The following is a 22,197-nucleotide window of genomic DNA, read 5'->3' on the forward strand; positions in this document are numbered from 1 at the left end:
GTTCAGCGGCGTGCGCGCTTGCGCGCAGCGGCTTCAGTGCCAATGCCGAAACCGGTTTCGAAACTGTCGATACCGGTGTTGATCAGGTCCGGCGCCAGGCCCAGCGCCCAGGCCGCGGCCACTGCGGCGAGCGTGGCACTGGCAGGCGTCATCGGCTTCGCAGCGAGACGATGCGCCGTCTGCCCCTTGAGCAGCACGATGGCGCCTTCGCGCAACACGACGGCCCGACCATCGCTCGCCAGATGCGCGGCAATCACATCAGGCTTGTCGTCGGCACTGTAGAAAATCACTTCGCCATCGCTGTGCTCCGCCATGGCGGCAACGCCGGCATCGTCGGCATTCAGCACGGCCGCGCCTTCATCGAGCACGACGTCGACCTGTGTGCGCAGCACGCCTGCCATCTGTTCATCGTCGCGGATGTCATAGCGCTCGACATCTTCGGTGTGACGCAGTGAAGTCACCACGCCGACATTGCACCTGTCGTACGGCAGGCCTTCATGCAGGATCGCCGCGGCCGGCGTTTCGAAAACGGCAGCCTGCACGGTGCGATTGATCAGCAGGCGCTGACCGGCATGCCAGTTGGCGCAATCACTGCGCTCGACCTGGCGTTGATCGAAAAACAGGCCGTCGCGGCAAGCGACGCCTGCATGGCGACCGTCGATGTGCAGCAGCCAGGCGATGATGCGCGCCACACGTGTCGTGTCATCGCTCCCCGTGACGCCGACGATGGGAATACGGCCGTTGTTATCTTCGGGAAACAGATGGTCGACGATGGGTTGGCCCACCGCGCGCGGCGAGCCCTCCGCTGGGTGCAGGTGCATGAGCAGGCCTGGACCGGCATTCACTTCGACGATGGCGCCACGCTGCGCTTCGAGCGGCTTCGAGATGTCTTCCGCAACGAGGTCGACGCCCGCGATGTCGAGCCCGACGATGCGCGCCGCGAGCGACACAGCAGCGGCCACCTCGGGGTGCACCTTGTCGGTCACATCGATGGCGACGTTGCCATTTCGCTGCACGAGCACGCGCTGCCCCGCAGGCGGTACCGAGGCTTCGGTCAGGCCCTGGCGCTGCAGCTCGAGCAGGATGGAAGGGTCACGCTCAATAATGATGAGATTGAGCGGAAAGTCTTCGGTCTCACCACGGCGCGGGTCGGTATTGATCTGCAGGTTGATGAGCTCGACCACGTTGTGCTGGCCATCGCCCGTCACCCAGGCTGCCTCGCCCCGAGCCGCTGCCACGACGCGCTTGCCGACCACCAGCAGGCGATGTTCGTCGCCCGGCACGAAGCGCTCGACGATGACCTCGCTGCCTTCCTTGTCTGCAATGTGGAACGCTGCTTCGATCTCTTCACGCTTGGTGAGGTTGAGCGAAACGCCACGGCCGTGATTGGCATCCGAAGGTTTGACGACGACCGGCACGCCGATGTCCTCAGCAGCCTCCCAGGCCGCCTCGGCGCTTTCGACAACGCTGCCTTCCGGCACCGGCACGCCACAGGCCGCCAGCAAATTCTTGGTAAGGTCCTTGTCGCTGGCAATGCTCTCGGCAATCGCGCTGGTGCGGTCCGTCTCGGCTGTCCACACGCGGCGCTGGCGTGCGCCGTAGCCCAGCTGCACAAGGTTGCCTGCGGTAAGGCGGATGGAGGGAATGCGACGCTCCGTAGCCGCGTCGACGATGCAGCCCGTGCTGGGCCCGAGGCACAGCGAATCGGCGATGTCGACCAGACGCGCAGTCGTTGCCGGCACATCGAACGGTGTGTCATTGATGGCAGCCATGACGAGATCGCGCGCAGCCAGCAGACAGGCGCGCGTCACTTCTTCCTGACGCGAACGCACGACCACTTTATAAACGCCGCGCTTGGAGGTGCTGCGTGCCTTGCCGAAGCCCGTGCGCTGGCCCGCCATGTTCTGCAGCTCCAGCGTCACGTGCTCGAGGATGTGGCCGGGCCAGGTCCCCTCCTGCACACGGCGCAGGAAGCCACCAGGTTCGCCATAGCTGCAGCGGTGTTCGACTAGACCCGGCAGCCAGGCCGACAGGCGTTCGTAGAAGCCTGGCAAGGTGTTCGAAGGGAAGTCTTCCAGTTCGCCAATGTCGATGAGCGCTTCGAGCGCCGGGCGGTAAGTCCAGATGTTGGGGCCGCGCAGCGGACGTACATCGAGTATCTGAATGTCTTTTTTGTTCATCTATCGCGGGTTCGGGTAGGCGTCGCGTACTGCCCGCCATTCGCGCTGTGCCGCAGAAGGGCGGACGCAGCCTGGAGCGGCAACGCATCGCTGCAGGGTTTAACGCGGCTCACGGGCCAGTGGTTTACCAAAGCCGGGATTATCGTCCCAGCGGTCGCCTTGCGGTGGACGGGATGGCACACTATGGGCCCTGCCGCCCTTGGCGAAATCGCCAAAATCTCAATAAACATCATTCTTTCAATGGCTTATTGTAGACAGGCGGGGTTTGCAAAAAATTCCGCGAGGCGTCGTTCGCTTGAACGCCCGACAGCACGGACAACTTTGAGACGGGCCGCGCGTTGATAGCCATGGCCATGGCCCCACGCCACCCTACCAACAAGAAGTATTGAAGACACAGGCCCCGATGAAGCGCGACACCCTGCTGGATCTCTCCACCGATAACCGCCTGCCGCACACCTGGCGCAGCTCGCTTGCGGCGCGCCTGAGCCATAGCGACGACAGCATTCTGGCCACGCTCGAAACCGATCTCGATGCGCGTCTGCACTTCGTCCATGGCGTCGTGATCCTGACCGGTCGTCAGCTGCTGGCACGTGCGCCCGCCAACGAAAAGAGCGCCGACGACTGGCAGCACTGGGATCTCACCGCCGAACTGTCGCTGCAGCATTCTGACCATGCCGGCGTCGGTACGCTGGAGCTCTTCGATGGCACGCGCCGCCTCGCCCATTGGCGTTACACGCTGGCACAGAACCTTGCAGCGCTGCGCCTTATCAGCGAGTTCGCCAAGCAGATCGATCGCCTGAAGGGCAAGTCTGCGGATGCCGCCGAGGGCGCCGACACGGTCGAGCATTGCCCCCACTGCCGCGCGCCGCTGGCACCGGACGATGACGAGTGCCCGGTGTGCGCCAAGGAAATCCACACCCCACCGTCGACCTGGACATTGTTCCGCCTGTGGCGCTTTGCCAAGCCCTACAACGGTCAGTTGCTGCTGGGTTTCGTGCTGATGCTGGCCGGCACTGCCGCCACGCTGGTGCCGCCGTACCTCACCATGCCGCTGATGGACAAGGTGCTGATCCCGTTCCAGAACGGTCAGCAGATCGACACCACGCTGGTACTGCTGTGCCTCGGCGGCCTGCTCGGCTCCGCCTTGCTGGCCTGGTCGCTGGGCTGGGCACGCACCTACATCCTGGCGCTGGTGTCGGAACGCATCAGCGCGGACCTGCGCACCACCACCTATGAACATCTGCTCGACCTGTCGCTCGAGTATTTCGGGGGCAAACGCACGGGCGACCTTATCTCGCGCATCGGCTCGGAGTCAGACCGCATCAGCGTCTTTCTGTCGCTGCACGCACTCGACTTCATCACCGACGTGCTGATGATCGTGATGACCTCGGTGATCCTGTTCAGCATCAACCCATGGCTGGCGCTGGTCACCTTGCTGCCCCTGCCCTTCATCGCCTGGATGATCCACATCGTGCGCGACCGCCTGCGCACCGGCTTCGAGAAGATCGACCGCGTGTGGGGCGAAGTCACCAACGTGCTGGCCGACACCATTCCCGGCATTCGCGTGGTCAAGGCTTTCGCCCAGGAAGCACGCGAGACGAAACGCTTCCGCGATGCCAACCGACATAACCTGCAGATCAACGACCGCCTCAACAAGACCTGGTCCCTGTTCAGCCCCACCGTGTCGCTGCTGACGGAAATCGGCTTGCTCGTCGTCTGGGCTTTCGGCATCTGGCAGGTGTCGAAGCACGACATCACGGTGGGTACGCTGACAGCTTTCCTCGCCTACATCGGCCGCTTCTACGGGCGCCTCGACTCGATGAGCCGCATCGTCTCGGTGACACAGAAAGCAGCAGCAGGTGCCAAGCGCATCTTCGACATTCTCGACCATGTTTCGAGCGTGCCGGAGCCGACGAACCCCGTGTATCTGGAGACCGTTACGGGCCAGATCACGATCAGCAATATCGGTTTCCGCTACGGCAATCGCTCGGTATTGCGCAACGTCAGTCTCGACATCAAGCCGGGCGAAATGATCGGGCTGGTCGGCCACAGCGGCTCGGGCAAGAGCACGATGGTCAACCTCATCTGCCGCTTCTATGACGTCACCGAAGGCTCGATCCGCATCGACGGCGTCGACATCCGCTCGCTCCCCGTCGCCGAATACCGTCGGCATATCGGCCTGGTGCTACAGGAACCCTTCCTGTTCTTCGGCACGATTGCCGAGAACATCGCCTACGGCAAACCTGAGGCGACACGCGACGAGATCGTCGCCGCGGCACGCGCAGCGCATGCTCACGAATTCATATTGAGATTGCCGCAAGGTTACGACTCGCTGGTCGGCGAGCGCGGCCAGGGCCTGTCGGGCGGCGAACGTCAGCGCATCTCGATTGCGCGCGCCCTGCTGATCAACCCGCGCTTGCTGATTCTCGACGAGGCGACTTCGTCAGTCGACACCGAGACCGAGAAGGAAATCCAGCGCGCGCTCGACAACCTGGTGCAGGGCCGCACCACCATCGCCATCGCCCACCGCCTGTCGACCTTGCGCAAGGCCGACCGACTGGTAGTGATGGATCGCGGCCAGATCGTCGAGATCGGCAACCACACGGAATTGATGGCCGCAGAAGGCGCTTACTACCGCCTGTATCAGGCGCAAGCCAGGAATGAGGCCAATGCAGAAGCGGAAGGCAGCCATGAATAATCAGAATCTGAACCTGTCGCGCAATGCCTTCGGCCGCCTCCGCCTCGTGACCGACGACGGCACGGCGCATGACGAAGTCGTGCCGGTGCGCGCATTCCCGATTTCCAATCCGGGTGAAGGTATTTCCCTGGTCAGCCCGGAGGGCCGCGAACTGGCCTGGATCGAACGCCTCGATGCGCTGTCGGCTGCGTCACGTGCGCTCATCGAAGAAGAGCTCGGTGCCCGCGAATTCATGCCGGAGATCCGCAGCATCCGCAAAGTCTCGACCTATGCCACGCCGAGCAACTGGAGCGTGGAGACCGATCGCGGCGATTTCAGCTTCATCCTCAAGGGTGAGGAAGACATCCGCCGCGTCGCCGGCGGCACCTTGCTGATCGCTGACAGCCATGGCGTGCAGTTCCTGATCCGCGATCAATACAGTCTCGACCGCACCAGCCGTCGCATCCTTGATCGTTTCCTGTAATGGAGAAACCCCGCATGTTCCGCACCGCATTGAAAGCTTTCCTGCTGGCCACGTTCTTCTCGCAGGCGCTGCCAGCATCGGCACAAGCACCGGCGCCAAGCTTTCCGCGCACCGAGCTTTCCATTGGCATGTTCCGCGTCAATGCCGAAGTAGCAGCCAGCGAAGACCTGCGCATGTACGGCCTGATGTTCCGCAAAGAGATGCCCAGCAATGCCGGCATGGTTTTCGTCTTTGAGACCTCGCAGCAGTACTGCATGTGGATGAAAAACACGCTGCTCCCCCTGTCCGTCGCTTTCATTGATGAAACCGGAAAAATCATCAACATCGAGGATATGAAGCCGCAGACCGAGAACTCGCATTGCGCCGAAAAACCTGCACGTTTTGCGCTCGAAATGAACAAAGGCTGGTTCAAGGACAAGCACTTCAAGGCAGGGACGAAGGTGGGCGGTCTCGAACGCTTCGGCGCAACGCGCTAGCAAAAATCAATAAATTCCAGCCATAGCAGCCGACAAACGGTCAGATTTAACGTTTTGTGTCGATTTTGTGCTTTGCACATTGATCTCCAGATCTCTTTCATGCATTAATCGTCCTGCCGTACGAAATAGACGGCGAGTGTTGACCGGCTTCGAATCGGGCAACGTGACGTAGTTAAGAGATATTCAGGAGACAGCATGACTTTCAAACTGAAGGCGGCCGCCCTCGCGGTTGCCATGGCTAGCGGCTGCGCATTCGCAGCCAACACCGGCGGTTTCGCAACAGCAGACGGCGGTAACGTCACAGGCGCCCGCTCCTTCACCGCCGCCACCTACACGGAAATCAACACCATCATCGCCAACGCGCGTTACAACGACGCTGGCAGCAAGGTATCCACCGGCGCCTACCCGCTGATCATTACCTACACCGGTAACGAAGACGCGCTGATCGCCAACGTCGTCAAGGGTTCCACCAAGGACGCTTCGGGCAATTGCCCTTCGCCGCACTGGAGCGACGCGTATCGCTACGTTGAAGTGAAGAACTACACGGCCGGTATCACCATCCAGGGCGCAAACGGCTCCTCGGCCAACTTCGGTATCGTGATCAACGGCGGTTCGAGCAACGTCGTCGTCAAGAACATGAAGATCGGTGCACTCGGCGGCGCCAGCAACGATGCAGACATGTTCCGCATCGACAGCGCATCCAACGTGTGGATCGATCACAACGAAATGTTCGCGGTGAACAACGAGTGCAATGGCTCGCCTGACGGCGACCTGACCTTCGAGTCGGCCATCGACATCAAGAAGGCTTCGCACAACATCACCGTGTCGTACAACTACATCCACGACAGCAAGAAGGTTGGCCTGGATGGCTCCTCCGCCAGCGACATCGACGGTGGCCGCGAGATCACCTACCACCACAACGTGTACTACAACGTGAATGGCCGCCTGCCGCTGCAACGTGGTGGCTGGACGCACATCTACAACAACACCTACGACAAGGTCACCGAGTCGGGTATCAACGTGCGTACCGGCGGCTACTCGCTGATCGAGAAGAACTGGTTCCAGAACGCCTACAACCCGGTCACCTGCCGTTACGACGTGACCAACTGCGGCAAGTGGGATCTGCGTAACAACAACACCACCAGCGCAGCCAGCAACGCCACCTACGGCATCACCTGGACGGACTCGGAAGGCGGCGCCAATGCCGACGCATGGACCACCACGGCCGTGTTCCCGAAGACCCTGACCTACACGTATGAAGCCGTGTCGGCACAGTGCGTGAAGGACAAGCTGGCGCAGTACGCCGGTGTGGGCAAAAACGGCGCGCAACTGACCGCAGCAGCTTGCGGCACGAGCACTTCGTCCAGCTCCTCCAGCACGGCAGCTTCCAGCTCTTCGTCCAGCGTCGCGTCCAGCAGCTCGTCCAGTGCGGCCGCCTCGAGCAGCTCTTCAAGCAAGTCCTCCTCTTCGAGCAGCGTTGCTTCCAGCAGCTCATCGAGCAAGTCTTCTTCGTCGAGCAGCGTGGCATCGAGCTCTTCTTCGAGCAGCGCCGCTTCCGCGCCAGTCCTGACCGGCACGGGTGACTATCCAGACGGCTTCACCAAGTGCGCAGCACTGGGCGAAACCTGCGCAGTCACCAAGGGCACGGGCTGGGTCGCATTCGGCCGCAAGGGTAGCTGGGTCACCAAGAAGGTTACGGTGGGCGGCAGCATCGCTTGTACCGTGGCAGCCTTCGGCAGCGATCCTGCAGGCAACCCGAACAAGTGCTCTTTCCAGAACTGATAAGCTCACCCGCGTAGCCAGCCTCCGGGTTGGTCACGCAGGAAAACAAAAAACCGCGCTCAGGCGCGGTTTTTTGTTTGGGGCATGGCCAGCAAGGCGCTGGCCGAACCGTGAAACCGATGATTAACGCTTGGCTCGTGAAGCCAGCGAATCACGCACGAAATTGAGGGAGCTGACACCCAGTGCCGCGACCAGGCCGGTCAGCAACACACCCAGCAGGCCTATGAGCACGGCAAGCAGCCTGGTCGATGCAAAGTGCGGAGAGAAGTCTCCATAGCCAATCGTCAGGCCGGTCACGAAAGCAAAGTAAAGCGAGTCGAGTATGGACCAGCCCTCTAGCCGCCCGATCAGCACGCCCAACCCCGCGATGAAAATCAGCAGGCCGGAGAAAATGGGCCACAACACGCGGATGCCATCCCGCATGGCACTGAAAAATGCCCGGCGCAGGATGCGTGACGAAACCCCCTTGAACTCTTCTTCGAATTCCATGATCTCCCCTGATCTGGTTTGGTTTGGTTTCCATGCTTGCCCGACGCATGCGCCCCGCAGGCTCGCCACCACCCCTGTGGGTCGCCCAGGGGCGGATAGCAAAACGCCGTCATCCGACGGCGTTTGTTTGGGTTGCTTACTGCTTGCCAGATCCGCCCAGCAGAAACGCCACCGAGCGGGTCTTGCCCCGCGCCGGGGGGCTGCTGCCCTCGAGAGCGGGACTCTTGGGCGCGGCTGCGGGCGCCGCGGCAGCATCTGTTGCGGCATACGGGCGCGAAAAGTCAAAACCATCCGGCGCGATCATGTTGTTGGCATTGCTGCGCGCACGCGGCGGACGCCCCTGGCTGCGCTCGGACGAACCGGATTCTGCATCGCCGCGCGGGCGACGTTCTTCCTGACGCGGACGACGCGGACGCAGCAGCTCTTCTGGCTTGGTATCCGGCCCGAAGCCCGGCACCAGCTCCTGCGTCACCTTGATCTTGATCATCTTCTCGATGGCGTTCAGGCGCGGCTGTTCTTCCGGCGCAACCAACGAAATTGCGCGCCCCGACTTTCCGGCGCGACCGGTACGGCCAATACGGTGGATGTAGTCTTCCGGATTCGGCGGCAGCTCGAAGTTCACCACGCAGGGCAAATCATCGACGTCCAGCCCGCGCGCAGCGACATCGGTCGCCACCAGCACACGGGTCTGGCCGGCCTTGAACTTCTCGAGTGCTTCCGTGCGCTGCTGCTGCCCCTTGTCGCCATGAATGGCATCGACCGAGATGCCTTCCTTCTCGAGGTGGCGTGCGAGGCGGCTGCAGCCGAACTTGGTGCTGACGAAAACGATCATCTGATCGCTGGTGCCATCGTCGAGAATCTTCGCCAGCAATTCGCGCTTCACGCTGGTGGAGACGGGATGCACGATGTGGCTGATTGTCTCGCTGACCATGTTGCGACGCGCGACTTCGATCAGCTGCGGATTGCGCAGCATGCTGTCGGCAAGCTTCTTGATTTCTTCGGAGAAGGTCGCCGAGAACAGCAGGCTCTGACGTTGTTGTGGCAACAGGCCGATGATGCGGCGGATGTCCGGAATGAAGCCCATGTCCAGCATGCGGTCCGCTTCGTCGAGGACGAGGAATTCCACCTGCCCCAGCTGGATGGTGCGTTGTTCGACGTGATCGAGCAGGCGACCCGGCGTGGCCACGACGATCTCGATACCGCTACGCAGTTCGGCGATCTGTGCCTTCATGTCGACGCCGCCGTAGATGCAGATGCTCTTCAGCGGAACGTATTTGCTGTAGGTGCGCACCGACTCGAAGACCTGCATGGCCAGCTCGCGTGTCGGCGTCAGGATCAGGGCACGTACCGGGTGGCGCGCCGGCGAGGTGCTGGTGCTGGCGTGGCGTGACAGGCGGTGCAGCAAGGGCAGCGTGAAGCTGGCGGTCTTGCCGGTGCCGGTCTGCGCGCCCCCCATGACGTCCCCGCCCGCGAGTACCACGGGAATGGCGTTGCGCTGGATAGGCGTGGGTTCGGTATAGCCTGCCTCATCAACGGCGCGCAGCAGTTCGGGAATCAATCCAAGTTCAGCAAAGCTCATCGGCAATCCGGTTTCAATCCGGCAAATCTCGTTAAAACAACGCGCGAGTATAACCGCTGCACCGGCCGGGCAATAGCCATGCTTTGCGGTAACGGGGGTTTTAGGGCGCCGACGGCGGCTAGATCAGCGCCAGATAGGCGGTGATCTCTTCACGATCGTGATAGAGGTGACGGGCGCGCATGACGTGGCTGAGCCCCTCGTCATCAAGGCGCGCGGAGATCAGCGCACGACACTTCTCGACTTCAACGTAGCGCTTCTTCATGGGCAGCTTGAGATTGAAGATGCTGCGCCGGCAACGCCCGGTCACGAACCAGTCGGCGATCAGTTCGGCGACGCGCGCCGGCTGCTCGACCATGTCGCAGACCATCCAGTCCACGCGCTGCTTCGGCCGCCAGACGAAGCCATCGGCGCGGATATGCTCGACCAGGCCGGTCGCCAGCACGCTCTCGGCGATAGGCCCATTGTCGATGGCACTGACCTTCACGCCGCGCTGGGCGAACTGCAGAGTCCAGCCGCCCGGAGCAGCCCCCAGATCGACCGCCTTGAGGCCGGCACGCAGCGTCGAGGCGCGCTCCTTCTCGCTCATCAGCGCAAAGAAGGCCTCGGCCATCTTCAGTGTGGAGCGGCTCGGCGCGCCGATCGGCATGCGCAGGTGGGCAATGCCCATCGGCCAGGGTGAAGCATCCTCCGGCATCGACACGCCGAAGTCGCAGGCACCCGAGGTTTCGAAGAACAGGTGCAGGGTCGGCGCGTCGGCCTTCATGGCCAGCATGCCCTTCTTCCCCAAAGCCTTCTCGAGATGCGGCGCAAATTTGCGCACGAAGCCCGACACCTCCTTGGCCTCGTTCGTATCGGCGAACTCGCAGCTCACACGGCCGAAGCGCAGCGGTGTCTTCGCGTAGAGGGCGACCAGATGTTGCGTGATGAAACCAGCGCGATCCTGCTCGGGCAGATCCTTGATGCTGCCCAGCCACGCAAAGCGCTCGCGCGCGAAGATCCATTCGCTGAATGGCAGCGCCGCCAGCAGGGCCTGCCAGTCGTGCGGTTGATCGAGCGTGAAACGCACCAGTGCGGTATCCGGCTTGGTGCGCACGACGCCGCTGATGCCGTGGCGCCCGCACAGGGCAATGACTTCGGCCGCGACTTCGCTTTCGAAGCCGGCACGGCAATGCATGACGAGGCCGGTGGCCAAAAGACTCATGGGATGAAGCTCGGACTTGCGGGAGGGGCGAAGTATAGCCGCACACCCGTCCACACCGTGCCGGGCGATACGGCACGCGCTACCGGCTAATGCGGCTCGGACTGCTGCCGTGCCTCTTGCCGACGCTTGCGCGCAGCAGCCCTGGCGGCGGCACGTTTGTCTGTCGCATCGTCCTCGGCGCCGGATTGCTCGTCCTCCGCCTTGGGCTCGGAGCCGGCGGCTGGCGTAGCTTCGGCATGCTTGGCATTCAGCAGGGTGGGCGTGAGCTCCGGCTTCACGGTCTCGATCTTGTTCTGCGTCATGTAGTCGTTCATGTCTTTCCAGCCATTGAAGACAGCCGCCTTGTTGGCCCCTGGATTGAGGGTGAAGCAGTCTTCGAGCGCACGGCCGGACTGGCGACATGCGCCGCCAATGGCCTTGCCTTCTTCATCACGCGCAGCGGCGTCCTTGGCTGGATCTGGAATGCCGAGACGGTCACAACCCGCCAGTGGCGTAAGCAGGAAAACAAGTAACAACAATGCGCGCATATAAGGAATAGCCTTGCCTCTGGGGCGTGACTCAGGGGATGAACGACCTGACAGTATTACGTCACCTGCCTGCGCCAACTTGAGAATGCCGTCCGGCTGCGCCCACGGCACTCCCCGCGGGCCGCGCTTTCCGCCCGTCGCTCGACAACACGACCGACTCGAGCCAGACACCTATAATTTCACCACCACTACTGCCACGAGGCCCTCCATGCCCATCCTTTCGAAGCTCACGTCATGTCTGCTCCAGCTCACACGAACCTGCTCGCTGCCGCTCTTTGGCGGCACCTTGCTGGCGCTGGCGATCCCCGCCCAGGCGGCTGAACAGGTCGTCGAACTTGAATTGGTGCACGAACTGGGCCCAGACAAGGGCGAGCAGCTGAGCAAGCTGGTCGAGCGCTTCAACACCACGGTCAAAGGCATTCACATCAAGGTCAGCAGCACGCCCTGGACCGAGGGCAAGCCCGACCTGATGATTCTCGACAGCGAATCCGAAGCGCAACTGTTGTCCCGCCGCGGCAGCATCAAACCCCTTTCGGAGATCCTCGCAGCGGCCAATGTACGGGTGCCTACCCTCGCGGTGCCGCGCATGATGAGCCCCGCATCGCTTGACGCGAAGGGTCGCGCCCAGGCCCTGCCGATCGGCCTCGGCACGCCAGTGATGTACGCCAACAAGCAGCAACTGATCAATGCCGGCATCGATCCCGATAACCTGCCCAAGACCTGGCTGGGCTGGCAGGAGGCGCTGGGCAAGATCCGCGGTTTTGGTTACAACTGCCCATACACCACGTCGGAGCCCGTCTCGACATTTATCGAGAACGTCAGCGCCTGGCACAACCAGCCCTACGCAGTCGGCAAGAAGCCGGAAATTGCGGTGAATGGCCTCATGCAGGTCAAGCACCTGGCCTTCATGAACAGCTGGGTGCGCGCCCAGTACCTGCACTTCTTTGGCCAGGGCAACAATGCCGAAAACGTCTTTGCACAGGGCAATTGCGTGACGCTGACGGCACCCTCGTCGGCTTTCCCGACCCTGCGCCGCCAGGCGAAGTTTGACGTCGTCGTCGCCCCCTTCCCGTACCACGACGGGGCTTACGGCGCGCCTCAGAATACGCTGGCCGACGGCCCCTCGATGTGGGTAGCGGCAGGCCGCACGCCCGCCGAATACAAGGCTGTCGCCCGTTTTGTGAGCTTCTGGCTGACGCCGGAAAGCCAGGTCGAATGGCAGGTGAATGCCGGCTATCTGCCACTCAACCCTTCGGGCCTGTTGATTGCCACCAGTTCGAAATTGCTTCAGGACGAGTTGCAAGCGAACCGGCTTGCCATTGCGGAGCTGACCAACAAACCGACCACGGACGCTTCGGCGGCCAGCCCTCTCGCTCATGCACCGGGCGTGCGTCGCGTGCTGGGCGAAGAGATGGAGAATATCTGGGCCGACCGCAAGCCGCCGAAGCAAGCCATGGACGACGCCGTCATGCGCATCCGTAGCGGACGCATGTAATGCGGGCCTTGCCGGAGTGGCCATGGCCCACCGTCATGGCACATCGCTGTGGCGGCGCTCTGGCGCCGGAAAATACCCTCGCAGGACTGCGTGTGTGCAAGGCCGTCGGCTGTCTCGGCGTCGAGTTTGACGTGATGCTGACACGAGACGGCACAGCCATCCTGATCCATGACGAAACGCTGGACCGCACCACCAACGGCAGCGGTGAGCTGATGAATTTCAGCGACACCTCGCTGTGGACGCTGGATGCCGGCAGTCATCACCACGCATCTTTCGAGGGCGAGCCGATCCCGCGTTTCGCGCAAGCCCTCGAACGCTGCCGCGCGCTCGACCTGGCCACCAATGTTGAGATCAAGCCGGCCGCCGGTTACGAACGGGCAACCGGTACGGCCGTGGCGCAACTGGCGATGCAGGGCCGCGACCCGGGCGCAGTGCCCCCATTGCTGTCTTCCTTTTCCTCCACGGCTTTGCTGGCTGCCGCGCAAGCAGCACCACAACTGCCGCGCGGCTGGCTGGTGGATACGCTCCCGGAAGACTGGAAAACGCATTGCCATGCGCTGGATGTCGTCTCGATCCACACCAATTGCGCTCACCTGACCGAAGCCCAGGCCGATGCGATCAAGAGCAGCGGCATACGCCTGGTGGTCTACACCGAGAACGATCCCCAGCACGCCCGTCTGCTGCGCAGCTGGGGCGTCGACACCTTCATCACCGACCGCCCGGACCTGATCCGCATCTGAGCCTCACCTCAGGCGACGCTAGCGATCCCTCAGCGGGTCGCTGACACAACACTCCCCCGCCTCGTGGTCTTCGCCGGACGCTCTGCGTTCGCGATGCTGCCGGCATGCACATGCCGCCCCTCTCCACCAGGCCCCTTGCACGACCAGACACGGCGAATTTCCCAAATTTGCCAATGAGAACTATTCGCATTATTATGCCTGCACTTTTCAAAGGACCTTCACCATGCGCACTTTCCGTCTTCGTAACGCCCTGTCTGCAACCGCGATTGCCCTCAGCGCACTCGTCACCGGCCTGACTGCAACGCAAGCGCTGGCCGATGCCGACATCAAGCTGGTCATCGAAAACCACAAATTCACGCCAGCAGAAATCCGCGTTCCCGCCGGCCAGAAGATCCGCATCGTCATCGACAACCGCGACGCGACGCCTGAAGAATTCGAAAGCGCCACGCTGCGTGCCGAAAAGATCATTCCGGGCAAGAGCAAGGGCATGGTCATCGTCGGTCCGCTCAAGCCGGGCAAATACCCCTTCTTCGGTGAGTTCAACGAAGCCACCGCGCAGGGCGTGCTGATCGCCGAGTAAGCAAGCACACCCTCCTCTTACAGGCACAACAGAAAGTCACTCATGCTCGGCACTGCCATCATTCTTTTTCGCGAAGTCCTTGAGGCCGCGCTCATCATCGGCATCATCGCCGCCGCCACACGTGGCGTGCGCAATCGCGGCTTGTGGATCGCCGGTGGCGTCACGCTCGGCATCGCCGGTTCGTGTTTCGTCGCAGCCTTTGCCGGCAGCATTTCGAATCTGGCCGAAGGCGTTGGCCAGGAGTTGTTCAATGCAGGCATCCTCGGCATTGCCGTTGTCATGCTCAGCTGGCACAACATCTGGATGGCACGTCACGGCAAGGAGCTGGCGGCGCAAGCCAGCGCCGTCGGCAAATCCGTCGGCTCGGGCGCTGAGTCGGTGACCGTATTGCTGACCGTGATCGGCCTGGCCGTCCTGCGGGAAGGCTCCGAAGTCGTGCTATTCCTCTACGGCCTGATCGCCCAAGGCGGCACAACCGTGGGTTCGATGGTCCTGGGCGGCGTGCTGGGCATGCTGGCGGGCGTCGCCGTCGGCACCGCGCTGTACTTCGGCCTGCTGCGCATCCCGCTGCGCTGGTTCTTCCAGGCCACCAGCCTGCTGATCCTGCTGCTGGCTGCAGGCATGGCCGGTCAGGCTGCGCGCTTGCTGATCCAGGCAGACAAGCTGCCCTCGCTGGCGGATCCACTGTGGGACGTCTCGGGCATCCTGCCTGGCGACTCGGCACTCGGCACCGTGCTGCACGCCCTCGCCGGCTACGACCCGCAACCGACCGGCATGCACATGCTGTTCTACGTGGTGACGTTCATCGTCGTGCTGATCGGCATGCGCCTGGCAGCGCCGAAAAAGTAAGCGCGTCACAACCACATGAAAAAGGCGCCCGAGGGCGCCTTTTTCATGTCCAGCAATTGCAGGCCCTAGCGGAACACAACGGTCCGGTTGCCATTGAGCAACACGCGATCTTCCAGGTGATAGCGCAAGCCACGCGCCAGCACCGCCTTCTCGATATCACGCCCATAGCGGACCATGTCGTCGACCGAGTCGGAGTGATCCACGCGGATCACGTCCTGATCGATGATGGGGCCCTGATCCAGATCGGCCGTCACGTAGTGGCAGGTCGCGCCGATAAGCTTCACCCCGCGCTCGTAGGCCTGGTGGTAAGGCTTGGCGCCGACGAAGCTGGGCAGGAAACTGTGGTGGATATTGAGGATGCGGCCGGGGTACTTCGCACACAGTTCTGGCGACAGGATCTGCATGTAGCGCGCCAGCACCATGCAGTCGCCGCGCACCTCATCATAGATGCGGCCGATCTCGGCGTAGGCCTGCAGTTTGTTGTCAGGCGTCACCGGCACGTAATGGAACGGGATGCCATGCCATTCGACGAAGCCACGCAGGGTTTCATGATTGGAAATGACGCAGGGAATCTCGACATCAAGCTCCTTGCTCTGCCAACGCGACAGGAGGTCGTAGAGGCAGTGCTCCTGCTTGCTGACCAGCAGCACCACGCGCTTCTTGATGGCGCTGTCGGAAATCTTCCAGTCCATCTGCAGCTCACGACCCAGGGGAGCAAAGCGCTCGCGGAATTCGGCGAGGTGGAACGGCAGCGAATCGGCCTTGATCTCCATGCGCATGAAGTAGCGATCGGCATCGCGATCGGCATGCAGATTGGTCTCGAGAATCCAGCCGCCATGCTCGGCAAGGAAGGTCGACACGCGCGCGACGATGCCCACGCGGTCCGGGCAGGAAATGGTCAGGGTGTAGAAGCGCTGGTTGTGCATTGAGGTGCTTTCTTGTTCTGGTTGGATTCCGACGCACTCAGCCGATGACGAGCTTCTGATAGGTCTCGGCCAGCATTTCATTGAGCTCGGCAGTGATCTGCACGCGCAAGCCCGCGGTCGGCTTGACCGCCTCTCCGATTGCTGCGACGACGGCCGCGCCGAGTTGCTTGCGTTGTTCGATGCTGCGACCTGCCATCAAGTGGATACGCGCATGCACGAAGGCCTCACCGTCTTCGAAATTGCCGACACGGAAGTCCTGCAGCAGGATGGCGCGGCTCTTGACGCTCAGCTCCTCGTCGAACAGACCACTGCCGACGATGGCTGCATTGGCGGCCCGCAGCGCCGCCGTCGCGTCGAAGGCTTCGGTGAGATTGGCGGTGTACTCGATATTGATGTGCGGCATGGCGCTTCTCCGGTGACCCCGCGATGCGCGGGAGATATTCAGATCCGCGCCGCTGCCTTGTCGATCTCGGCGCGCAACTCGGTGTAGGAGCGCGTCACCGGATACTGCGGGAACTCGCGCACGACGTTTTCAGGCGGGTGCATCAGGATGCCGGCATGGGCCTCGCCCAGCATGCTGGTGTCGTTGTAGGAATCGCCGGCGGCGATGACCTTGAAGTTGAGTTCCTTGAACGCCTTCACGGCGGCGCGCTTCTGGTCCGGCATGCGCAGGTGGTAATTCACCAGCATGCCATCCGCATCTGCCTCGAGACGGTGACAGAACAGCGTCGGCTGCCCCATCTGCACCATCAGCGGCTTGGCGAACTCGTAAAAGGTGTCGGACAGGATCACGACCTGATAGGTCTCGCGCAGGCTGTCGAGGAAGTCCTTGCAGCCTTCCATCGGCCCCATCTGTGCAATGACGGCCTGGATATCCGGCAAGCCGAGCTTGTGCTGCTTCAGGATGTCCAGCCGGTACTTCATCAAGGTGTCGTAGTTCGGCTCGTCGCGCGTCGTACGGCGCAACTCAGGAATACCGGTACGCTGCGCAAACTCGATCCAGATTTCCGGAACGAGAACGCCTTCCATGTCGAGACAAACGATTTGCACTTGAGAAGCCCTTGAATCAGTTGAGAGTTGAATACGCCGTCGCGCCAGCACGGCGCCGCGGGATTCTACCTCGACGCAGCCCGCTCTCAACGCGCAGCGCAGCACGCGCTGTGCCCGCAGCTTGCCGGCCCAACGCTACTCGCTCATTACTTCGGGCAGGCGCAACTGCCTTCAACCGGGATCTCGGTCCGCGCACCACCGTTCTGCTGCACCAGCAGCTTGCCCTGGTAGCTCGCCGTGCACTGCGTCTTTGCCGGACAGCCGGATACCGCCATGCCCAGCATCTGGATCTGCCAGTCGCCATTGGCCACGAACAGCACCAGCCGGTCATTCGGTTGCGGACGCCCGCTGCGCTCGGGCATGCGTTTCTGCTGGCGCAGTTCCAGCACGTGGCGCTGGCCCTCGGTGCGCACCACGGCCTGCTGCTTGCCATCGCTCGCCCAGTGCATCAGCGGCATCTCACCCTTGCTCTTGTAGCGCACGAAACTGCAACCACATACAGCAGGAATGTCGGTCGACAGCAAGGGCAGGAGCGGGTCCTGTTTGGCCGCCACGGAGGGATTGCCTGCCGCCATGACAGTCAGTACTGCGACGAATGCCAGCTTCACGATTTTCAGCATGCTTTTTCACCTGGATGCAGTGCAGGGCACTGCTTGTAGAATGCTTTCATGTCAGACCCCAGCCCCACGCCACTCCCCACTCCAGTTCCCGTAGCCCCTACTGCTACGCCCAACCCGCCTGTTCCGCCGCGCGAACCCGATGTGTTCGACTGCTGCAACAACGAATGCGGTGAGGCCTGTGTGTGGACGATCTACTACCGGCTCAAGAAACAATACGAGGCTGACCTCGAGGCCTGGCAGATCGCGCAACTGCTCGCCGAATGAGGCTCTGTGAAGCCGGCCCAGCGGCCCCTCAGCTGCCCTTGAGCGCGTAGATCGCTGGCGTATTGCGCCAGTAGCCCTTGTAGTCCATGCCACAGCCGAACAGGAAACGATCCGGCAGATCCAGCCCGCAGAAATCCGGGCGCATGCCGGGCCGGGCCTTGCGGTCGTGCTGCTTGTCGATCAACACAGCGGACAACACTTCGCTCGCGCCTTCGTTGCGCAGGTGCTCCATGACGGCCAGCAAGGTATAGCCCTCATCGAGGATGTCATCGAGCACCAGCACGCTGCGGCCGCGCAGATCCTGCGTCGGGCGCACGCGCCAGTCGAGCATGGTGCCGTTCAGGGCATGGCCATAACGCGTGGCATGCAGGTAGGCGACTTCCAGTGGGAAGTTGAGCCTCGGCAGGATCTTGCCGGCCAGTACCAGACCGCCGTTCATGATGGTGTAGACCAAGGGGTCTGCGTCGCCGAGTCGCGCCGTAATGGCCGCAGCCATGTCGTCCAGCGCCTGTTCGATGCGCGCTTCGTCGGCCAGGCAATCTGCCTCGGCACGCACCTGCTTCACTTCTGCCAGCAAGGCTTGTTTGTTTTCGGGCATATCGTCCTGTCTGCTACGTGTGGGTGAATCAGGCGAATTCTATCCAAGGCCTCGTCCACCGGCGCATTCGGCGCTTGAGTCTTCGCAAAGAAATTGCCCGGCAAGGCATAATCGCAGCTCACCTGCCACCCCGGCTGCGAATCAACCCTCAAGCTCCCAAGCCCCGTGCCCCCCGAAGACGCGCTCACACACCCCACAAGTCTCGGCCAGTCCGACAGCCTCTGGCACAGGGAGCTGTGGCCGCGCATGAAAGTCGCTCCCCTGCTCAAGGGACTGGGGCTCACTGCGTTCCTGACGATCTTCTTCATCATCTACCTGTGGCTGCTGAAGAACCCCGCCTTCGCAGTCACGGTCATGCCGGTCACCGCACTCGACCGGGCCATCCCGTTCCAACCCGAATCCCTGCTGCTGTACGTCTCGCTGTGGGTCTATATCGGCTTTCCGGCAGCGTTCTTCGGCTCGCGCAAGGGCCTCATCGGCTATGGCTTTGCGGCCTGCGCGCTGTGTCTGATCGGGCTTGGCTGTTTCTACCTCTGGCCCACCGCCATTGCACGGCCGGACATCGACTGGAGCCGCTACCCCGGCTTTACCTTCCTGCAGAACATAGACGCAGCAGGCAATGCCTGCCCGTCGATGCACGTGGCCTCGGCACTGTTTTCCGCCATCTGGCTGGATCGTCAGCTACGCGTCATGCGCACCGGCATGGGCCTGCGCGTGGCGAGTGCATTGTGGTGCCTGGGCATCATCTATTCGACGCTGGCCACCAAGCAGCATGTCGCGCTCGATGCCCTGGGCGGCATTGTCCTTGCCTTGCTCGTGACGGCTGCCGCATTCCCCTTGAAACGTCACCTCGGGCGGCCCCAGCGCGTGCCCGGGCCTGATAGCGGGTCTGATATATAATTCGCCGCGCTATTTTCACCTTCGTCACCATTTGCGCCACTGCAAGTGATGTGGTCCATGCAAGCCCCGGCTGGAATGGACTTGAACTTCCAGCACTGCCACGACAGGCCCATTAAAGACATGTCCACAACCCAAGACTCCATCGCATTCGAGCGCGAAGTCGCGCAACTCATCGTCGAAGCCCTCAATCTCGAGATCGCTGCCGAGAGCGTCGAACCAGAGGCCCCTTTGTTCGGCGACGGCCTCGGGCTGGACTCGATCGATGTGCTCGAAATCTCGCTGGTCGTATCCAAGAAGTACGGTGTGCAACTACGGGCCGACAATCAGGACAACACGCACATCTTCACCTCCCTGCGTACGCTGGCGGCGCACATCGCCCAGCACCGCAGCAAGTAAGCCACGGCATCATGGCGCGCACGGCATTGCGCATCGCGCTCTTCGGCGCGTTCGGCATCGTCTATCTGTGGATGGCGCATGAAGCCGCCACGGCAGCCCAGCCCACCTCGCTGGTCGTCATCACCGGTTTCCTGCCACTGTCGATGATGCTCGCGGTCTGGGGCTGGCAAACGCGCGCGCGCTGGCTCGTCCTGCTGGCCCTGGCCAGCGTCTTTGCGCTGCTCTACGTCTTCACGCCGCAACTGATCCACAAGATCGTGTGGGTGTATTTCCTGCAGGACCTCTCCTGCAACCTGTTTGCGGCGTGCATCTTCGGCTCCACCCTGTTGCCGGGCAAGGAAGCCTTGTGCACCCGCCTCGCGCGCATGGCGCGCAGCTTCATGACGCCGCGCGTCGAGCGCTACACACGCCAGATCACCTGGGCGTGGACGATCTTCTTCGGTTTTTGCGTCGTGCTCAGCGCTGCGCTGTTTCTCAGTGGCCACATCGAAGCCTGGTCGTGGTTTGCCAACGTGCTCAATCTTCCGCTGATCGGCGCCATGTTCGTGGTCGAATTCTTCACGCGCATGCTGGTGATCCCCAAGGCCGAACGCTCGGGCATCTCCGAGACGATCCGCTCGGTTGCAGCCTATGGCGATCGCAGCACATGAACGCGGCGGCGCCCTTTTCGCAACTGCACACCTTGCCCCTCTCACCCACCTGCCATCCGAGTTGACCTGCCCCATGACTTCGCTTGCTCTGTTGCCGCGCTCCGACTGGAACGCCACCGTGGCCTGGCACGCAGGTCAAGCGGTGTCGCTGGCAGCCTTCGTGCGCGACATCCGCGCACTCGCGGCACAGCTACCGGAGCAGGGCCAGGTCATCAATCTGTGCAGTGATCGCTACCTGTTCGCGCTCGGTTTTTTTGCCGCCACCTTGCGCGGCACGATCACCCTGTTGCCGAACGCCGTCTCCGCCGAGATGTACGCAAGGCTGCACAGCGAATTCCCGCAGTTGCAAGCGCTCACCGAGATCGCTTGCGATGCAGGCGGCCTGCCGGAGTTGCGCGTCGGCCGCACGCCTGACGACGCACCGCTGCTTCAGGACATGCCCCAGATTCCCGTCGACCGTGTCGTGGCGCGGCTGTACACCTCAGGCTCGACCGGCGTACCGCAACCGCACGACAAGACCTGGGGCAAGCTGGTCGCAAACATCCTGGCCGCCGCCGAAGCGCAGTGGGCGTGGACGCCGGGCCCTTGCAGCGTGCTTGGCACCGTACCCGCCCAGCATATGTTCGGATTCGAATCCAGCCTGTTGCTGCCGCTGCTCGCCGGGGGCGTGCTGCAACCGGAACGCCCGTTCTTCCCTGCCGACGTGGCTGCGGCCCTGGCTGCCATGCCACGCCCGCGCTGCCTCGTCACGACCCCCTTCCACCTGCGCACCCTGCTGGAAGCCGGCGTCGCCGTGCCGCAGGTCGACCTCATCATCTGCGCCACGGCCCCGCTGTCGCAAGAGCTCGCTGCCCAGGCCGAGAAGGCGATGGATGCGGTCCTCTGTGAAATCTACGGTTCGACGGAAACCGGCCAGATCGCCACACGCCGCACGGTCATGACGAACGAGTGGCAAGGCTTCAAGGGCATCACGCTGCACGATGACGATGGGCGCACCTGGGCGCAGGGCGGGCATATCGAGCAGGCGGTGGCCCTGGGAGACTTGATCGAGCATCGCCCACCGGCCGACAGTGGCTGCTCACGCTTCGTCCTGCAGGGGCGTCTGAGCGACATGATCAACATCGCCGGCAAGCGCACCTCGCTGGCCTATCTCAACACCGTGCTCAACAGCATCGAAGGTGTCGTCGACGGCGTCTTCCATCAGCCGACGGATGAGACTCCCGGCATCGTCGCGCGGCTCGGCGCCTTCGTCGTTGCCCCCTCGCTCAAGCCAGCCGATATCCTCGATGCCTTGCGCCAGCGCATCGACCCCGTGTTCATGCCCCGCCCGCTGGTCTTCGTCACCGAATTGCCGCGCAACAACACCGGCAAGCTGACGCATGCCGCGATGCAGTCCTTGTCGAAAGACCTGACCGGAAAGCATGCATGAGCGAGCGGCTCGAGCTGTTCATCGCCGAGGACCACCCGGCTTTTGCGGGACACTTCCCGGGGCGCCCCATCGTGCCCGGCGCCTTGCTCATCGACCTCGCCATCCGTGCCGTCGCGCAAGCCACGGGGCGTCGGATCAGCAGCGTTGCACAGGCCAAGTTTCTCAGCCCGGCACTGCCGGGAGAACCCTTGAGCCTGAGCTTCGATGCCGGCGCGGACAGCGTCCGCTTCGATATCGAAACGGCCCACGAAGGTGGCGTACGCAAGCTGGTCTCTGGCCGTTTCAACCTGCACGCTGAATAGTCG

At 62.6% G+C, this 22,197-nt stretch carries 24 protein-coding genes; 14 read left to right on the forward strand and 10 right to left on the reverse strand.

The features are described 5' to 3' along the window. Positions 1–2: 2 nt before the first annotated feature. Positions 3–2,180, reverse strand: a complete 2,178-nt coding sequence (locus tag VVD49_RS00435; RefSeq protein ID WP_327597145.1) for a cyanophycin synthetase — start codon at positions 2,178–2,180, stop codon at positions 3–5. Between the two features lie 385 nt (positions 2,181–2,565). On the opposite strand from VVD49_RS00435, the gene VVD49_RS00440 reads away from it, so the two are divergent. From VVD49_RS00440 to VVD49_RS00455, 4 genes are all read left to right on the forward strand, one after another. Then, positions 2,566–4,878 (forward strand): cyanophycin metabolism-associated ABC transporter, encoded by a 2,313-nt coding sequence (locus VVD49_RS00440; RefSeq protein ID WP_327597146.1) that lies wholly within the window; start codon positions 2,566–2,568, stop codon positions 4,876–4,878. Continuing rightward, a complete protein-coding gene (locus tag VVD49_RS00445; RefSeq protein WP_327597147.1) occupies positions 4,871–5,341 on the forward strand; it encodes a cyanophycin metabolism-associated DUF1854 family protein in 471 nt (156 codons plus the stop codon). The genes VVD49_RS00440 and VVD49_RS00445 overlap by 8 nt, the downstream gene beginning before the upstream one ends. 14 nt (positions 5,342–5,355) lie before the next feature. After that, positions 5,356–5,817, forward strand: coding sequence for a DUF192 domain-containing protein (locus tag VVD49_RS00450; protein WP_327597148.1), 462 nt, complete (start codon positions 5,356–5,358; stop codon positions 5,815–5,817). A 195-nt stretch (positions 5,818–6,012) separates the two neighbouring features. Next, positions 6,013–7,599, forward strand: a complete 1,587-nt coding sequence (locus tag VVD49_RS00455; RefSeq protein ID WP_327597149.1) for a pectate lyase family protein — start codon at positions 6,013–6,015, stop codon at positions 7,597–7,599. 123 nt (positions 7,600–7,722) lie between these two features. On the opposite strand, the gene VVD49_RS00460 is transcribed toward VVD49_RS00455, so the two are convergent. The 4 genes from VVD49_RS00460 to VVD49_RS00475 all read right to left on the reverse strand — a co-directional run bounded on the left by VVD49_RS00460 (position 7,723) and on the right by VVD49_RS00475 (position 11,395). Further along, complete coding sequence (locus VVD49_RS00460) at positions 7,723–8,088, reverse strand: potassium channel family protein (protein ID WP_327597150.1); 366 nt, start codon at positions 8,086–8,088, stop codon at positions 7,723–7,725. A 136-nt stretch (positions 8,089–8,224) separates the two neighbouring features. Continuing rightward, a complete protein-coding gene (locus VVD49_RS00465) occupies positions 8,225–9,667 on the reverse strand; it encodes a DEAD/DEAH box helicase (protein ID WP_327597151.1) in 1,443 nt (480 codons plus the stop codon). A 118-nt stretch (positions 9,668–9,785) separates the two neighbouring features. After that, positions 9,786–10,868, reverse strand: a complete 1,083-nt coding sequence (rlmM, locus tag VVD49_RS00470; protein WP_327597152.1) for a 23S rRNA (cytidine(2498)-2'-O)-methyltransferase RlmM — start codon at positions 10,866–10,868, stop codon at positions 9,786–9,788. 86 nt (positions 10,869–10,954) lie between these two features. After that, on the reverse strand, positions 10,955–11,395 hold the full coding sequence (locus VVD49_RS00475; protein WP_327597153.1) for a hypothetical protein: 441 nt from the start codon (positions 11,393–11,395) through the stop codon (positions 10,955–10,957). Positions 11,396–11,603: 208 nt separating this feature from the next. On the opposite strand from VVD49_RS00475, the gene VVD49_RS00480 reads away from it, so the two are divergent. The 4 genes from VVD49_RS00480 to VVD49_RS00495 all read left to right on the forward strand — a co-directional run bounded on the left by VVD49_RS00480 (position 11,604) and on the right by VVD49_RS00495 (position 15,059). Next, on the forward strand, positions 11,604–12,890 hold the full coding sequence (locus tag VVD49_RS00480) for an extracellular solute-binding protein (protein ID WP_327597154.1): 1,287 nt from the start codon (positions 11,604–11,606) through the stop codon (positions 12,888–12,890). Next, positions 12,890–13,630, forward strand: a complete 741-nt coding sequence (gene ugpQ, locus VVD49_RS00485) for a glycerophosphodiester phosphodiesterase (protein WP_327597155.1) — start codon at positions 12,890–12,892, stop codon at positions 13,628–13,630. The genes VVD49_RS00480 and ugpQ overlap by 1 nt, the downstream gene beginning before the upstream one ends. 223 nt (positions 13,631–13,853) lie before the next feature. Beyond that, positions 13,854–14,210 (forward strand): cupredoxin domain-containing protein, encoded by a 357-nt coding sequence (locus VVD49_RS00490; protein ID WP_327597156.1) that lies wholly within the window; start codon positions 13,854–13,856, stop codon positions 14,208–14,210. A 42-nt stretch (positions 14,211–14,252) separates the two neighbouring features. Next, the gene (locus tag VVD49_RS00495) at positions 14,253–15,059 is read left to right on the forward strand and encodes an FTR1 family iron permease (protein WP_327597157.1); all 807 of its coding nucleotides are present in this window, start codon (positions 14,253–14,255) and stop codon (positions 15,057–15,059) included. Between the two features lie 65 nt (positions 15,060–15,124). Here VVD49_RS00495 and purU read toward each other — a convergent pair whose 3' ends face one another. The 4 genes from purU to VVD49_RS00515 all read right to left on the reverse strand — a co-directional run bounded on the left by purU (position 15,125) and on the right by VVD49_RS00515 (position 17,655). Continuing rightward, positions 15,125–15,985 (reverse strand): formyltetrahydrofolate deformylase, encoded by an 861-nt coding sequence (gene purU, locus VVD49_RS00500; RefSeq protein WP_327597158.1) that lies wholly within the window; start codon positions 15,983–15,985, stop codon positions 15,125–15,127. A gap of 37 nt (positions 15,986–16,022) precedes the next feature. Then, on the reverse strand, positions 16,023–16,388 hold the full coding sequence (locus VVD49_RS00505; protein ID WP_327597159.1) for a 5-carboxymethyl-2-hydroxymuconate Delta-isomerase: 366 nt from the start codon (positions 16,386–16,388) through the stop codon (positions 16,023–16,025). Positions 16,389–16,426: 38 nt separating this feature from the next. Continuing rightward, positions 16,427–17,035 (reverse strand): bifunctional phosphoserine phosphatase/homoserine phosphotransferase ThrH, encoded by a 609-nt coding sequence (gene thrH / locus VVD49_RS00510; protein ID WP_327597160.1) that lies wholly within the window; start codon positions 17,033–17,035, stop codon positions 16,427–16,429. A gap of 146 nt (positions 17,036–17,181) precedes the next feature. Continuing rightward, positions 17,182–17,655 (reverse strand): hypothetical protein, encoded by a 474-nt coding sequence (locus VVD49_RS00515; RefSeq protein ID WP_327597161.1) that lies wholly within the window; start codon positions 17,653–17,655, stop codon positions 17,182–17,184. 48 nt (positions 17,656–17,703) lie between these two features. On the opposite strand from VVD49_RS00515, the gene VVD49_RS00520 reads away from it, so the two are divergent. Continuing rightward, positions 17,704–17,919 carry a hypothetical protein gene (locus VVD49_RS00520; protein WP_327597162.1) on the forward strand — a complete coding sequence of 72 codons (216 nt, stop codon included), beginning with the start codon at positions 17,704–17,706 and terminating at the stop codon, positions 17,917–17,919. A gap of 28 nt (positions 17,920–17,947) precedes the next feature. On the opposite strand, the gene VVD49_RS00525 is transcribed toward VVD49_RS00520, so the two are convergent. Next, entirely contained in the window at positions 17,948–18,517 is a 570-nt protein-coding gene (locus VVD49_RS00525; protein WP_327597163.1) for a hypoxanthine-guanine phosphoribosyltransferase, read from the reverse strand. Between the two features lie 246 nt (positions 18,518–18,763). Here VVD49_RS00525 and VVD49_RS00530 point away from each other — a divergent pair, with 246 nt between their 5' ends. The 5 genes from VVD49_RS00530 to VVD49_RS00550 all read left to right on the forward strand — a co-directional run bounded on the left by VVD49_RS00530 (position 18,764) and on the right by VVD49_RS00550 (position 22,194). After that, positions 18,764–19,417: a phosphatase PAP2 family protein gene (locus tag VVD49_RS00530; RefSeq protein WP_327597164.1), complete on the forward strand. Its 654-nt coding sequence runs from the start codon at positions 18,764–18,766 to the stop codon at positions 19,415–19,417. 120 nt (positions 19,418–19,537) lie between these two features. Next, positions 19,538–19,813: a phosphopantetheine-binding protein gene (locus VVD49_RS00535; protein ID WP_327597165.1), complete on the forward strand. Its 276-nt coding sequence runs from the start codon at positions 19,538–19,540 to the stop codon at positions 19,811–19,813. 11 nt (positions 19,814–19,824) lie between these two features. Next, positions 19,825–20,463: a COG4648 family protein gene (locus VVD49_RS00540; protein ID WP_327597166.1), complete on the forward strand. Its 639-nt coding sequence runs from the start codon at positions 19,825–19,827 to the stop codon at positions 20,461–20,463. A gap of 73 nt (positions 20,464–20,536) precedes the next feature. Continuing rightward, positions 20,537–21,892 (forward strand): AMP-binding protein, encoded by a 1,356-nt coding sequence (locus VVD49_RS00545; protein WP_327597167.1) that lies wholly within the window; start codon positions 20,537–20,539, stop codon positions 21,890–21,892. Beyond that, positions 21,889–22,194 (forward strand): ApeI family dehydratase, encoded by a 306-nt coding sequence (locus VVD49_RS00550; RefSeq protein WP_327597168.1) that lies wholly within the window; start codon positions 21,889–21,891, stop codon positions 22,192–22,194. Before VVD49_RS00545 ends, VVD49_RS00550 begins: the two co-directional genes overlap by 4 nt. Positions 22,195–22,197 lie beyond the last annotated feature (3 nt).

Origin of the sequence: Uliginosibacterium silvisoli, from assembly GCF_036017035.1 — a bacterium.
Taxonomy (GTDB): domain Bacteria; phylum Pseudomonadota; class Gammaproteobacteria; order Burkholderiales; family Rhodocyclaceae; genus Viridibacterium; species Viridibacterium silvisoli.